General features: G+C 74.3%; 12 protein-coding genes. 6 read left to right on the top strand and 6 right to left on the bottom strand.

Features of this window, described 5'->3' with window-relative positions:
* Positions 1-94: 94 nt before the first annotated feature.
* From asnB to ABZ318_RS21130, 6 genes are all read left to right on the top strand, one after another.
* A complete protein-coding gene (gene asnB, locus ABZ318_RS21155) occupies positions 95-1894 on the top strand; it encodes an asparagine synthase (glutamine-hydrolyzing) (protein WP_356904012.1) in 1800 nt (599 codons plus the stop codon).
* Entirely contained in the window at positions 1884-2852 is a 969-nt protein-coding gene (locus ABZ318_RS21150; protein ID WP_356904011.1) for a hypothetical protein, read from the top strand. The genes asnB and ABZ318_RS21150 overlap by 11 nt, the downstream gene beginning before the upstream one ends.
* A gap of 91 nt (positions 2853-2943) precedes the next feature.
* Entirely contained in the window at positions 2944-3690 is a 747-nt protein-coding gene (locus ABZ318_RS21145) for an SDR family oxidoreductase (RefSeq protein WP_356904010.1), read from the top strand.
* A gap of 38 nt (positions 3691-3728) precedes the next feature.
* Positions 3729-5294, top strand: coding sequence for a class I tRNA ligase family protein (locus ABZ318_RS21140; protein WP_356904009.1), 1566 nt, complete (start codon positions 3729-3731; stop codon positions 5292-5294).
* Positions 5295-5453: 159 nt separating this feature from the next.
* Positions 5454-6749, top strand: coding sequence for a D-inositol-3-phosphate glycosyltransferase (gene mshA / locus ABZ318_RS21135; protein ID WP_356904048.1), 1296 nt, complete (start codon positions 5454-5456; stop codon positions 6747-6749).
* A 217-nt stretch (positions 6750-6966) separates the two neighbouring features.
* Complete coding sequence (locus tag ABZ318_RS21130; protein WP_356904008.1) at positions 6967-7173, top strand: hypothetical protein; 207 nt, start codon at positions 6967-6969, stop codon at positions 7171-7173.
* A 107-nt stretch (positions 7174-7280) separates the two neighbouring features.
* On the opposite strand, the gene ABZ318_RS21125 is transcribed toward ABZ318_RS21130, so the two are convergent.
* The 6 genes from ABZ318_RS21125 to ABZ318_RS21100 all read right to left on the bottom strand — a co-directional run bounded on the left by ABZ318_RS21125 (position 7281) and on the right by ABZ318_RS21100 (position 12857).
* Positions 7281-8333 carry a helix-turn-helix transcriptional regulator gene (locus tag ABZ318_RS21125; RefSeq protein WP_356904007.1) on the bottom strand — a complete coding sequence of 351 codons (1053 nt, stop codon included), beginning with the start codon at positions 8331-8333 and terminating at the stop codon, positions 7281-7283.
* A gap of 142 nt (positions 8334-8475) precedes the next feature.
* The gene (locus ABZ318_RS21120; RefSeq protein WP_356904006.1) at positions 8476-9507 is read right to left on the bottom strand and encodes a helix-turn-helix domain-containing protein; all 1032 of its coding nucleotides are present in this window, start codon (positions 9505-9507) and stop codon (positions 8476-8478) included.
* Between the two features lie 131 nt (positions 9508-9638).
* Positions 9639-10079, bottom strand: coding sequence for a transcriptional repressor (locus ABZ318_RS21115; RefSeq protein ID WP_356904005.1), 441 nt, complete (start codon positions 10077-10079; stop codon positions 9639-9641).
* 207 nt (positions 10080-10286) lie between these two features.
* On the bottom strand, positions 10287-11180 hold the full coding sequence (locus ABZ318_RS21110) for a class I SAM-dependent methyltransferase (protein ID WP_356904004.1): 894 nt from the start codon (positions 11178-11180) through the stop codon (positions 10287-10289).
* A gap of 159 nt (positions 11181-11339) precedes the next feature.
* Positions 11340-11711: a GNAT family N-acetyltransferase gene (locus tag ABZ318_RS21105; RefSeq protein ID WP_356904003.1), complete on the bottom strand. Its 372-nt coding sequence runs from the start codon at positions 11709-11711 to the stop codon at positions 11340-11342.
* A gap of 234 nt (positions 11712-11945) precedes the next feature.
* Positions 11946-12857, bottom strand: a complete 912-nt coding sequence (locus ABZ318_RS21100; RefSeq protein ID WP_356904002.1) for a M56 family metallopeptidase — start codon at positions 12855-12857, stop codon at positions 11946-11948.
* Positions 12858-13123: the final 266 nt, after the last annotated feature.

Genomic DNA, 13123 nt, shown 5'->3' with positions numbered 1-13123 from the left:
GCGTGAACAGGACATGGCACTTACGCGCCATTCAAAAAGTTGGTAGGTTCAAATCATTGGGTGCAGTCAGTAAGTCGATTCGGAGGCGACCGGCATGTGCAGGATTCTCGGCTCCTTCGCCGCCGGGGCGGACCGCCCCGAACCGGCCCAGCTCGCGGCGGTCTCCGCCCGCCAGCGCCACGGCGGCCCCGACGAGCACCAGCTGCTCGGCGGGCCCGGCTGGTCGCTCGGCTGCGACCGGCTCGCCGTCACCGACCCCCGCGGCGGACAGCAGCCCTACCGACTGCCCCACCTGCCCGGCATCCTCGCCGTGCTCAACGGCGAGATCTACAACCACGCCGAACTCCGCCGCACCCTCGCCGCCCGCGGCCACCGCTTCCCCGACCGCTGCGACGGCACCGTCCTCCCCGCGCTCTACGCCGAGTACGGCCCCGCCTTCGCCGAACACCTCGACGGCATGTTCGCCGTCGCGCTCCTCGACCTGCGGCCCGGCAGCACCCGACTCGTCCTCGCCGTCGACGACATGGGCATGAAACCGCTCCACCTGCATCACGACCCCCACGACGGCTCCACCCGCTTCGCCTCCGAGATCCCCGCCCTCCTCGCCTTCGAAGGCGTACGGATCACCCCCCGCGACGACGCCCTCGACACCGTCCTCGCCACCCGCACCTCCTTCTCCACCCACACCGCGCTCGACGGCATCGACGTCCTCCCGCCCGGCGCCACCGCCCTCGTGCGCCCCGGCGCCCCGCCCGTGGTGCGGCGGAGGGTCCCGCACCGCGCGACGCCCCTCGGCGACACCCAGGACGTCCTGCGCCACGAGGTGCGCCGGCTCGCCCGCGCCGACGTGCCCGTCTGCGCCGTCACCAGCGGCGGCCTCGACTCCGGACTCGTCACCGCCCTCGCCGCCGAACACGCCCGCGAGACCGACGCGCCGCCGCCGCACACCTTCCACCTCACCTACCGGGGCCGGTGGCCCGACTCCGAAGCCGCCCACGCCCGCGCCGTCGCCCGCCGCGCCCGGACCGTCCACCACGAGGTCGCCGTCGACCCCGACGAACTCGGCTCCCTGCTCACCCGGACCGTCCGCCACCTCGGCCAGCCCAATGCCGACCCCATCACCCTCTCCACCTACGCCCTCTTCCGCGCCGTCCGCGAGAACGGCTTCACCGTCGCCCTCACCGGCGACGGCGCCGACGAACTCTTCGGCGGATACGACCGGATGCGCGCCGCCCTCGCCGCCGGCCCCGAATGGGCCGACACCTACACCGACGCGCTCTCGGCGGCACCGAGGCTCGTACGGGAGCACCTCTACACCTCCCACTACCGCGCCTACATCGCCGACCGGGGCTCCGCCGCCGACCGCATCGCCCGGGAACTCCGCTCGGCCGAGGCCGTCGGCGCGGACCGGATCACCGCGATGACCGCCTTCGAGACCCGGTGGCGGCTCCCCGCGTACCACCTGCGGCGCCTCGACCACCTCTCCATGGCGTGGGCGGTGGAGGCGCGGCTGCCGTTCCTCCAGCCGTCGGTGGTCACCCACGCGCGCTCGCTGTCCACTTCGGCGCGGACGGGCAAGCGGGCGCTGTACGAGGCGGGCGCGGAGCTGCTGCCGCCGTCGGTCCTCCGCCGCCCGAAGCAGCCCTTCACGCTCCCGGTCGCGGCGATGCTGGCCCCCGGGGGCCCTCTCCTCGACCTGGTCCGCGAGATGCTCTCCCCGGCGCGGCTGGTCCTCGGCGGGAAGATCCGCGCGGACCGGGCGGCGAGACTCCTGGCCCGGCACCTGGACCGGCCCACCGCGCAGACGGCCCTGACGCTCTGGTCCCTCGCCGTCCACGAACTCTGGACGGAGGTCGTCCAGGGCATGCGCATCCCCACCGGCTGTGCGGCCTGACCCCCCGGGACCTTCCCGTCCCGAACCCGCCGCGCCCCGTGCCGCGCAGGCTTCCGCGCCCCCGTGGAGGCGGTCGACCCGCAGGACGGGACGACCGCCCACCACGACCGCCACCGTCGTACGGGCCCACGACGCCCCCGGACCCACCCTCGTCCTGCGGGTCGACCGGCTTCCCCCCGGCGCCCTCGCCCTGCGCGGTGAGCTCGCGCGGCTGCTCCGGGGGCTCACCGGGACCCCCCACGCCGGCATCAACAAGATCGCCCTCTACGGCCGTACCCCCCACACCCTCCCCTACCGCTTCGTCCAGGCCCTCCCCGACGGCTCCTTCGACTTCCGCGCCGGCTGCGGGCACTCCCTCCTCGCCTGCGTCGTCGCCGACGGGCGGCGCGAGCCCGTCACCGTCCGCTCGGTGACCACCGGTGACACCGTCCTCTGCGAACCGCGGGGAGACGCGTACACGCTCAGCTTCCTCCGCGCCCCCACCGCCCCCGGCACCCTCCCCACCGGCCGTCCCGTCGACGTCCTCGACGGCGTGCCCGTCTCGCTCGTGCGGTACGGCAATCCGTACGTGTTCGTCGACGAGCGGCACCTGCCCCCGAAAGCGACGTACGAGCGGCTCCTCGCGCTCCGGGCCGAGGCCGCCCGGCTCCTCGGGCACCCGCCCACCTCCGCGCTCCCCAAGATCGCCGCCTTCGCCGAGGGCGCCGACGGGCGGCTCTCCGTCCGTGCGCTCACCGTCGGCGGCTGGCACCCCCGGCTCGCCCTCACCGGTGCCGCCGCCCTCGCCGCCGCGGGGGCGATCGGCGGGACCGTCGTGCCCGCCGTGCACGGGCCCGTCCGCACCCCGGCCGGCACCGTCACCGTCTCCGCCGCGCCGGACCGCGTCCGGGTCCACCACAAGCGCGCCGAGGTCCTCGAAAGCCTCGAACTGCCCTGGCGTGTCCACGCAACGGCGTGAACGCGCACCCCGCTCGCAAGGTCTCCGCCCCCGTTCCTCTGCCACGCTGAAACGGACCGGTCATCGGTATCCGTGGGGAGAGCAGACGAACATGAAATTCGAGAATCTGCGTGTCGTCGTGACCGGAGCGTCCCGCTATTTCGGTCGCGCGCTCGCCGTCGGATTCGCGCATCTCGGCGCCGAGGTCTACGTGTCGGCGCGGACCGTGGAGGCCGCCGAGCGGACCCGCACCGAGGTCGTGGGCTCGGCCCGCGACCGCATCCACGCCTTCGGCTGCGACCTGAGCAGGCCCGCCGAGATACGGGAGTTCGCGGCCCGGGTCGGCGAACGGACCGACCGGATCGACCTGTTGGTCAACAACGGCGCCCGCTGGCTCGACGGCATGGACCTGGAGTCGGCGAGCGACGCGGAGATCGTGGAGACGATCGAGTCGACGGCCGGCGGCACGGTCCTCATGGTGAAGCACTTCCTGCCGCTGCTCCGCGGCTCGCTGCGGCCCGACATCGTGAACATGGTCGCCGTCCGCGACGCCGAGGGAGCCTCCGCCGCGACCGCCTCCGCCGCCCACGAGGCCTTCTGGGCGGCGAAGAGTGCCCAGGCGGGCTTCGCGGACATCCTGTCGCGCCGGCTGCGGCCCTCCGGGGTCCGCGTCTTCTCCCTCTTCCCGCCCGACTTCTCGACCTCGGACCCGCGCTTCGCGGAATGGGACGGAGCGAATCCGGACGGAATGGCGCCCGACGAGAAACTCACCACGCAGGCCCTCTTCGAGTGCATCGTCTACGCCGTCGAGCAGCCCCGCGACTGCTTCATCCGCTCCTTCCACTTCGAGCCCCGCTGACCGCCCTGCGCCCCACGGCGCCCCGTCAAGGAGGTCCCATGAGCACCCCCGTCTGGATCACCGCGACCCCTCCCGCCACCCACGGCGAGCTCCACATCGGCCACCTCGCCGGGCCGTACGTCGCCGCCGACGTCCTCACCCGCTTCCTGCGCGCGGAGGGCGAGGCGGTCCGGTTCACCACCGGCACCGCCGACCACGCCAGCTCCGTGGAGGTCCGCGCGCTGCGCCACCACCGCAAGCCCGAGGAGGTCGCGGAGGGCTACCGCGCCGCGATCGCCGCCGACTGGCTGCGGTCGGGCGTGGAGTTCGACCACATCGTGCGCCCGCGCCGCGACAAGGGGTACGGACGCTGGGTGCAGGACCTCTTCGCGAAGCTGTACGCGCAGGGCGTGATCGCTCCCCGGACCCGGCTGCTCCCGTACTGCGAGCCGTGCGGCCGCTGGCTGCACGGGGCGCACGCCACCGGCACCTGCCCGCACTGTGGCGCGGCCTGCGACGGCGGGATGTGCCACGAGTGCGCCCGGCCGAACGACGGCGGCGATCTGATCGGGGCGCGCTGCGCTCTCTGCGACACCCCGGCGGTCGCCCGCCGCTGCCGCCGGCTCTACGTGCCCCTGGAGCCGTTCCGGGACACGCTCGCCGACTACTGGGCGACGGCGGGCCTGCCGCCGCGGCTCGCCGCGCTGTGCGAGTCGCTCGTCGAGGACGGGCTGCCGGACATCGCGGTCGGCCACCCCGGCGAGTGGGGGCTGCCGGTGCCGGTGGAGGGCTTCCCCGAGCACCGCGTCGACGGCTGCTTCGAGGCGGCCGCGATGCACCTCTTCGGCTACGACGTGACGGGCCCGCTGCCGCGCCGCGCGATCCACTTCTGCGGCTTCGGGCACGCCTTCTGCCACGCCGTGCTGCTGCCGGTGCTGCTCCTCGCGCAGGACGTCAAGCTGCCGCAGGACTTCAACGTCAACGAGTCGTACGTCATCGAGGAGGGCGTCCGGGAGGGCAACGTCTGGGCGCTCGACCTGCTCACCGAGTACGGCTCCGACACCCTGCGCCGGCACGTCCTGCAGGCCCGCCCGCTCGGCCGCCGCACGGTCTTCCGGCGGGAGCGGCTCGCCGCCGCCCGGCGCGAGCTGGACGAGAACTGGAACAGCTGGCTGTCCCGGCTCTTCTCGGCCGTACGGGAGGAGTGCGGCGGCCTCGCCCCGCAGGCGCTGCCCGGCGGCACCGGCTGGGAGATCCTGGAGCGCCGGCTGCACCGGGGCGTGGACGACCTGCGCGAGGCGTACGGCCCCGACGCGTTCGACCCGCGCCGGGCGGTCGCCGTCCTGGACGAGATGGTCCGCTCGGTGGCCGACTTCGGTCACGTCAACGCCCATGAGCGGTGCCGGCCCAGCACCTCCTGCCGCCACCTTCCGGCGCTCGCGGCCCAGTTGGCGGTGGCGTCGGCGCTCGCGGCCTGGTCGCGGCCGGTGATGCCGGAGGGCGCCGACCGGCTCGCGGCGGCGCTGCGGGTGGAGCCGGGGCGGCCGGTCGACTGGCACGCGCTGGTGCCGCCGCTGCCGGGGACCCGGCTCGCGCCGCCGTCGGGGCCGGTCTTCGGGTTCTGACGCCGCTCGCCACGAACCCGTACTACTAAGCAACTAAGTACTTACGTGTACGTACGTCCGTAGGAAATGCCCCTGCCGCGTGACCGTGCGCGCGACGCGCAGGGACGCGTGGCCCCCGCCTCCCTCTCACAGGAGCCCCACGTGTCCCTGCGCGTCGCCATGCTCAGCGTCCACACCTCCCCGCTCCACCAGCCCGGGACGGGGGACGCCGGCGGCATGAACGTCTACATGGTCGAGCTCTCCCGCGCCCTCGCCGAACAGGGCGTGGAGGTCGACCTGTTCACCCGCTGCCGGGGCGAGGGCGCGCCCCCGCTCGTCGAGCTCGCGCCGGGCGTGCGGGTCCGGCACCTGCACGCCGGGCCGCGCCGGGCGCTGCCCAAGGAGGCCATGCCCGGCCTGGTGGTGCCGTTCTCGCTGGCCCTGCTCAAGGAGGAGCGGCGCTACGACCTGGTCCACTCGCACTACTGGCTCTCCGGACAGGCGGGCCGGATCGCCGCGGTGGGCTGGCGGATACCGCTCGTGCACACGGCCCACACCCTGGCCCGGGTGAAGAACGCCTCGCTCGCCGAGGGCGACGCCCCCGAGCCGGAGCTCCGCGTCCGGGGCGAGCACCAGGTGGTGGGCAGCGCGGACCGGCTGATCGCGAACACGGCCGACGAGGCGGAGGCGCTGCGCTCGCTGTACGGGGCGGAGGAGGCGCGGACCGAGGTCGTACGGCCCGGGGTGGACCTGCGCACCTTCCACCCGGGGGCCGAGGGCTCCGGGGGAGGGCGGGCGGCGGCCCGGGCCCGGCTCGGTCTGCCGGCCGACGCGTTCGTGCCGCTCTACGCGGGCCGCATCCAGCCCCTGAAGGGCCCGGACGTGCTCGTCCGGGCGGTGGCGGAGCTGCTGCGGGAGGCGCCGGGGCTGCGCCGCCGGCTCCTGGTGCCGGTGGTGGGCGGGCACTCGGGCGCCTCCGAGCGGGGCTCGGCCTGGCGGCTCGCGGAGGAGCTGGGGGTCGCCGACGTGCTGCGGCCCTGCCCGCCCGTACGGCAGGAGCGGCTCGCGGACTGGTACCGGGCGGCGGACGTGCTGGTGGTGCCGTCGCGCAGCGAGTCGTTCGGTCTGGTGGCGGTGGAGGCGCAGGCGTGCGGGACGCCGGTGCTCGCGGCGGCGGTGGGCGGGCTGCCGACGGCGGTGTGGGACGGGGTGACGGGTCTCCTCGTGCGGGGCCACGACCCGGTGGAGTACGCGCGCCGGCTGCGCATGCTCGCGGCGCATCCGGAGGTGGTGGAGACGATGGGGGCGGCGGCGGTGCGTCACGCGCGCGGGATGAGCTGGCGGGTGTCGGCCGCGCGGACCGTCGAGGTGTACCGGGGGGCGCTGGAGCGGGAGGTGGAGCAGGGGCGGCGGCACGCCCCTGCCCCGGCGGCCCCTCTCTCCTGGAGGAACGAGAAGGCCGTAGCACAAGTCTAGCATCTCTTTTGGTTCGACCAAAGGTATGGCGGGCTCCGGATGCCTCAATTCCGTTGTCCCGATGGCGCATTGACGCATCCACGCCATGGCAGATCCACGCACGGACAATCCCTGGATCCGATTCGGGGACCGGGACAGAATGGAGATGTCTTCAGGGAAAGCCCGGCGGCACGGGCCCCCGGAAGTCCGAATTCACATTCCAAGTCCTGGAGGAATCATGTCCGTCGCGCAGAACACCGGTATCCGCAAGACCTTCCGCCGGCTCGTGATCGCCATGGTCGCGTGTACGGCGGTCGCCGGCGGCGCCGCCTTCGCCCTCGACTCCGGCAGCGACCCCGTCACCCCGCAGGCCGTTGCCGGTGTCACCGAGGACAACGGCTGGCCGGTCGCCCCCACGGACCCGACCCCCAGCCCCACCAACTGATCCGGCAACCCGGGACGTTCACCCGGAAATTCCCCGGACGATCCCCCACCGCGAGGCCCCGCAATCGCTGCCACGATTGCGGGGCCCCGCCCGTTCCCGAAAGGAATTCAGTCCAGCCAGCCGAGCCGCACCGCCCGCGCACCCGCCTCGAAACGGCTCGTCGCCCCCAGCTCCTGCATCAGCTCCGAGATCATCCGGCTGACCGTCCGCAGCGACACCCCGAGCGTGCGCGCGATCCGCTCGTCCTTCATCCCCGAGGCCAGCATGTGCAGCGCGGCCCGCTGCTGCTCCGACAGACCGTCACCGCCCGCCTCCGCCGACGCCTCGTTCCCGTACGGGGTCGCCGTGTGCCAGCAGTGCTCGTACAGGCTCAGGTACGGCCGCACCAGCGCGCTGCCCCGCGCCAGGATCGCGCCCTCGCCCGGCTCCTCGGGACGGATCGGCACCAGGGCGAACTGCTGGTCGGCGATGATCAGGTTCATCGGCACCACCGGCGCGAGCCGGATCTCCACCCCCAGCTCGGCCCGCTGCCCGAGGAACTCCTCCATCCGCGGGTCCGTCGCCTCCTGACGGCCGTAGACGGCACGCACCCGCACCCCGTTGGCCAGCTGCCGCCGGTCCCGGTCGAGCATCAGCTCCGGGTTCTGCCGGCCCGGCGTCCCCGGGTGCATCGAGGCCGAACTCTCCTGCATCACATCGGTGATGTCCTCGATGGCCTGCTGGATCCTGCGGTAGTCCGTCAGGGCCTCGACGTGCGCCTCCGCCCGGGTCAGCGCCTCGGCCCGCAGATAGGAGCCCGCCAGGACCTCCAGCGTGCTGTACGCCTCGTCCGCCTCGGCCAGGTGCTCCCGCAGCCGCTCCCGCTCCCGCTCCAGGAGCCGCAGCAGCGCGATCTCCGGATCGATCGCCGCCACCGTGTCCGTCTCGGACCGCCAGCTGCCGTCCTGCACGGCGTCGATGGTGGCGTGCACCTGCCCCGTGGGCACGATGAGGCCCAGGGCGAGGAGTTCGCGGCGACATCGCCCGTACTCCTCCGGCGCGAGCCCGAGCTCCCTGCGGACCTCCTCGAAGTCCGAGACGCCCCGGCGGCGCAGCTCCTGGTACACGGCCAGCAGGACGTCGGTCGTGCCGTCCCCCGTGCCGTCGCCCACGGTGACCATGGCGAAGTGACCCCCTCATCCTCCGAGTCGACCCCGCCCCCACCCCGTCATGCGGCGCGGCGGGATCCCGTCGTGCGTTTTCCGCGGCCCGCACGACCCCCGCGGGCCGTGCGCGTCCCCCCTGACATCCGAACTCCTCGCACTAGCCCACGGGTTCCGGCCCCTCGCCGTCGAGCAGCCCGAGCCGGGCCGCCTTGACGCCGGCCTCGAAGCGGCTCGCCGCCCCCAGCTCCTGCATGACCTCGGACAGCAGCCGGCTCACCGTCCGCAGCGAGACGCCGAGGCTGCGCGCGATCTGCTCGTCCTTGATGCCCGAGGCGAGCATGTGCAGCGCGGCCCGCTGCTGGTCCGACAGGCCGTCGCCGTCGGACTTCCCGGGCTCCTCGCCGTACCGGGCGGCCGCCTGCCAGCAGTACTCGTACAGCGCGAGGTACGAGCGGACCAGGCCCGGGCCGCGGGCGAGGATGACGGGCGAGTCCGGGTCGTGCGGGTCCGTCGGCAGCAGGGCGAAGTTCTCGTCGGCGAGGACCATGTTCATCGGGACGACGGGGGAGAGGCGCAGCTCCACGCCGAGCGCCGCCCGGTCCTCCAGGTGCTGGGTCATCTCGGGCACGGTGCCGACCCGGCGGCTGTACATGGCGCGGACCCGCACCCCGCGGGCGGCCCGGGAGCGGTCCCGCTCCAGCTCGGCGGCCATGTCCTCACGCCGTACGGACCCGGTGTGCATGACGTGCACGGCGGTGCGCACCGACTCCGTCAGGTCCGCCAGCTCCCGCAGCACCCGCTGCGGGTCGGTGACGATCTCGACCTCGACCTCGGAGCGGGGCGCGGCCCCGGCCCGCAGGAACGGCCCGGCGAGGGCTTCGAGGGCGGTGTGCGCGCGGCTGGTCGCGGCGAGGCGGTCCTGGAGCCGGTCGCGCTCCCGGCGCAGCAGCCGCAGCAGGGCGACGTCCGGGTCGAGGACGACGGGGCGGGGGCCCGGGTCCGGGGCTTCGGGGGCGGCGGTGAGTCCTAAGGAGGCGAGTTCGCCGCGACATCGCTCCCGCTCGTCGGCGGAGAGCTCCAGCCGGTCGGCGACCTCGTCGAAGCCGGCCTCGGGGCGGGCGCGGAGCTCCTGGTAGACGGCGAGAGCCTGATCGCTCCCCGCCCGGGACACGGCGGCGTTTCTGGACACGGCGCAGCAGACTCCCCTCGGATCCGGCGGACCCTGTCGAATCGCCCCGCTAGACCCTGCCACAAAATCGAACGACACGCACGGAGTTGACCGGGGCCGGAAGGGCGGGCACGCGGGGAGGTGACGGCGGCTCAGGCGCCGGGGCCGGCCGCCCGGCAGTCGGGGCACAGACCCCTGAAGACGACCTCCGCGTCGTCCACCCGCCACTGCGGCAGGGCGCCGCGGGGCGGCTCCGGCGCGGTCGCGGAGACGTTCTCCACGCGGCCGCACGCGGTGCACAGGGCGTGCTGGTGGGGCGGCCCGGAGATCTCGAACACCGCGGGCAGGCCGGGCCGGTCGAACTTGCCGACCAGGCCGGTCTCCTGGAAGTGCCGCAGCATCTCGTACACGGCCTGGCTGGTCAGCGTGCCGAGCCGCTCGCGGGCCGTCGTGGTGATCGCCTCGACGTCCAGATGGCCGCCGGCGGCGAGCACCGTGAGCACCTCCAGGCGCGGGCCCGTGACCCGCAGCCCGACGTCGCGCAGGCGCTGGATCACCGCCTCGCGGCCCGTCAGCTCTTCCACGACTGCCATCTTCTCCGCCCGCCACCTGGTCGGCCCAAACTTTTGTGGGCATCGTACCTCTTGCTCGTCAACCTCGGCAGGTGCTCTTCGGCCGACCCTCGCCCGTGTCCGCACCGGCCGACCCTCGCCCGTGTCCGTACGGGACGGCCCTCGCCCGTGTCCGTACCGGCCGACCCTCCGCCCGTGTCCGTACGGGACGGCCCTCCGCCCCCCCCGTCAGTCGTCCGCCCTGCACACGAGGAGGACGGACTCGGTCCGCTCGTCGATCCGGTGGCGCCGCCGGCCCTCGATGTGCAGCCCCGCCGAGTGCAGCTCGGCCGCGAGCCGCTCGGGGTCGACGATCCACTTGTCCGTGGTCAGCACGACCCGCTCCGAGGAGAGCTTGCCGGTCCTGGCGGCGTAGTACGTGATCCGCTCGCTCATCGACGGCAGGTCGAAGACCTGCCGGGCCACCACCCACTCGTCGATGCCGTCGAAGCGCGGCACCTGGAACGCCCAGGTCCGCCGCGGCTCCGCGATCAGCCCCGGCAGCTGGTGCGCGGTGTAGTCGAGGGCGAGCGCCCCGCCCGTCTCCAGATGGGCGGCGACCTCGCGCAGCAGCTCCGGCCGGCCCGCCGGCGGGACGGCCGCGACCATGGCGCCCGCGAGCAGCGCCAGCCGGTAGCTGCCTTCCAGACGGAGCTCGGTCAGGTCCGCGCGGTGGGTGACGACGAGCCCGGCCGCCTGCGGGCCGATCCGGCGGGCCCAGCCTTCGAGGCGCTCCAGGGCCGAGGCGTCCCGGTCCACGGCTTCCACGGCGAAGCCGTGCCGGGCGAACGGGACGGCGAGCCGCCCGGCGCCGGAGCCGAGGTCGAGGACGGGTCCGCCGGTGGAGCGGGCGAGGCCGAGATAGCGGACGATGTCCGCGCTGTGCGGGCCGAGCAGGGCGTCGTGCAGCCAGACGGAGCCCTCGTCGGCCGGGGAGACCGATTCGAGCCCGGGGAGGGTGTCGGCGGTGACCCGGATGCCGGCGCCGGGGGCGGGCTCCTGGTCGAGGCCGTATCGGGACGGCAGGACCGGAGCGAGCGCTGCGGGCACGACGGGCAGGGAAGTGCCGCTCGGTGTGTGCATCGCTCCTCCAGGGGCTCGCTCGGTCCATGCCGTCCGGACGCGAGGTACCCGTGCCGCCGGGCCCGCGCCGCTGAACCCATCCTGACCTGGGAGCGAACCCCCGATCCACCGGATCGGGCTGCGTGAACACGCGATGGCGTGGATCTGCCACGGTGGGCTTCAGACGAGCGGTCGGCTCCACCGTCTCGGGGAGAGCGCCGCGAAGCCGAGGTGGGCGTAGAAGGGGAGAGCCGGGTCGGCCTCCGCCGGGAGCTCCACGCGCTGCTCCCGGGCGCCGTAGCCGCGCATCCGGTCGGTCGCGGCGGCGAGCAGGGCCGTGCCGACGCCGGCCCGGCGCGCGCCGGGCTCCACCGCCAGCGCGTACACCTCGCCCTCGCCGGGGACCGGGACGCCGCCCGCGGCGACGCCGACGACCGCGCCCTCCGGGCCCGTGGCGACCAGCCAGCCGAGCCAGCCGGGGGCGCCTCCCGGAATTTCAATTTCCGCGCGTATGCGGGGGAGTGCGCATTGAGCCGAGATCAGCCGTCGCATCGGGATTTCGTCCAGTATTCCGGCGTAGCTGCTCCGGATGATGTCGGCAAGCAGTCTGGATATCGTGGTCGCGTCGCCGGCCGCTGCCGTACGAACGCCGGCGAGCTGCATTGGTTTTGCACCCTTCGACGTGCCGAGTCCGAACCCCAACGTACCCACGATAGCGGTGCATTCCGTGATCCGTGACCGATGCGAAATCTACGAATTCGCTTAGTAAATAACGGCGTTCACGGATTACCGGGGGAACGAGCAGCACGCGATGACCAGGGGGGCCATCGCGAGCCCCGCCGCCGCGATCGTCAGGAGCCCGTGGAGCACGGGGTGTCCCGCGCTGTACGGGGTGAGGATGCGCCGCATCCGCAGCGCCGCCGAGGGGCCGCCCGCCGCGAACGCGGACCGCGGCGCCCGCCCCGAGGCCAGCGCGTACAGCGCCGTCGCCAGCGCGTCCCGCGTACAGCGGCGCAACGCCCGGTCGTCCGCGGCCATTTCGAGCAGCAGGGGTACGGCGGGCCCGCCGTGGCGCGCGAGCGGGAGGCGCGGGAAGACGGCCGCGAAGGCCTCCGCCGCCGCGACGAGGAGGTGGTGCCGGCCCGCGATGTGCGCCCGCTCGTGCGCGAGGGCCGCCGCGAGCTGGGCGGGCGTCAGGGCGCGCACCGCGCCGGAGGAGACGACGACCCGGCGCGGGCGGCCCGGCAGGCAGTAGACGGCGGGCCGGTCGTCGTCGAGGACGGTGGCCCGCAGCGCGGGGTCGTACCGGCCGACGAGCCGCAGCACCCCCGCGTGCCGCGTCCGCATCCGCCGGGCCCCGGCGAGGCGGCGCACGAACGCGGCGGTGGGCACCGAGAGGACGAGGAGCGAGAGGCACAGGGCGAGCCGCTCGCGCCCGTCGAGGTGCAGGAGCTGGTCGGGGGTGGGCGGCCGGAGCGTGAACATCATGTCGGCCAGCCGGTGGCTGCTGCTGCTCGACAGGACCATCTGGGCGGGCAGCAGCGCGGACGCGACCGCGAAGCCGGCGCCGCACGCGGCCCAGACGCCGAGGGCGAGCCGGGGCACCTGCTGGGCCCAGCGGGCCCGGGCCACCAGCCAGGGCACGACGAAGCCGGTGAGGAGGACGAGCCCGAGCGGGACGAGGAGGTGGTGGTTCACGCGTGACCTCCGGTGGGGGCAGGGCGGTTCATGCGCGGTCTCCGGTGGGGGCGGGCTGGTTCACGAGCGGCCTCCGGTGGGGCTTGGGGCGGTTCGCGCGTGACCTCCGGTGGAGGCGGGCTGGTTCACGAGCGGCCTCCGGTGGGGCTGGGGCGGTTCACGAGCGGCCTCCCGTGGGGGCGGGCTGGTTCACGCGCGGTCTCCGGTCCGGCACCCCGACGAAGTACGAACATAGTTGAGTCGGGGTCAATTCAGAAGGGGGAGTT

Source organism: Streptomyces sp. NPDC006197, assembly GCF_040613865.1.
In the GTDB taxonomy this organism is placed as follows: domain Bacteria; phylum Actinomycetota; class Actinomycetes; order Streptomycetales; family Streptomycetaceae; genus Streptomyces.
This window is presented reverse-complemented; position numbering and strand designations above follow the sequence as displayed.

Excerpts from the sequence above, each read along its gene's own strand:
- asnB (WP_356904012.1), top strand. The coding sequence starts at position 95 with ATGTGCAGGATTCTCGGCTCCTTCGCCGCCGGGGCGGACCGCCCCGAA.
- ABZ318_RS21145 (WP_356904010.1), top strand. The coding sequence starts at position 2,944 with ATGAAATTCGAGAATCTGCGTGTCGTCGTGACCGGAGCGTCCCGCTAT.
- ABZ318_RS21140 (WP_356904009.1), top strand. The coding sequence starts at position 3,729 with ATGAGCACCCCCGTCTGGATCACCGCGACCCCTCCCGCCACCCACGGC.
- mshA (WP_356904048.1), top strand. The coding sequence starts at position 5,454 with ATGCTCAGCGTCCACACCTCCCCGCTCCACCAGCCCGGGACGGGGGAC.
- ABZ318_RS21130 (WP_356904008.1), top strand. The coding sequence starts at position 6,967 with ATGTCCGTCGCGCAGAACACCGGTATCCGCAAGACCTTCCGCCGGCTC.
- ABZ318_RS21125 (WP_356904007.1), bottom strand. The coding sequence starts at position 8,333 with ATGGTCACCGTGGGCGACGGCACGGGGGACGGCACGACCGACGTCCTG.
- ABZ318_RS21115 (WP_356904005.1), bottom strand. The coding sequence starts at position 10,079 with ATGGCAGTCGTGGAAGAGCTGACGGGCCGCGAGGCGGTGATCCAGCGC.
- ABZ318_RS21110 (WP_356904004.1), bottom strand. The coding sequence starts at position 11,180 with ATGCACACACCGAGCGGCACTTCCCTGCCCGTCGTGCCCGCAGCGCTC.
- ABZ318_RS21105 (WP_356904003.1), bottom strand. The coding sequence starts at position 11,711 with ATGCGACGGCTGATCTCGGCTCAATGCGCACTCCCCCGCATACGCGCG.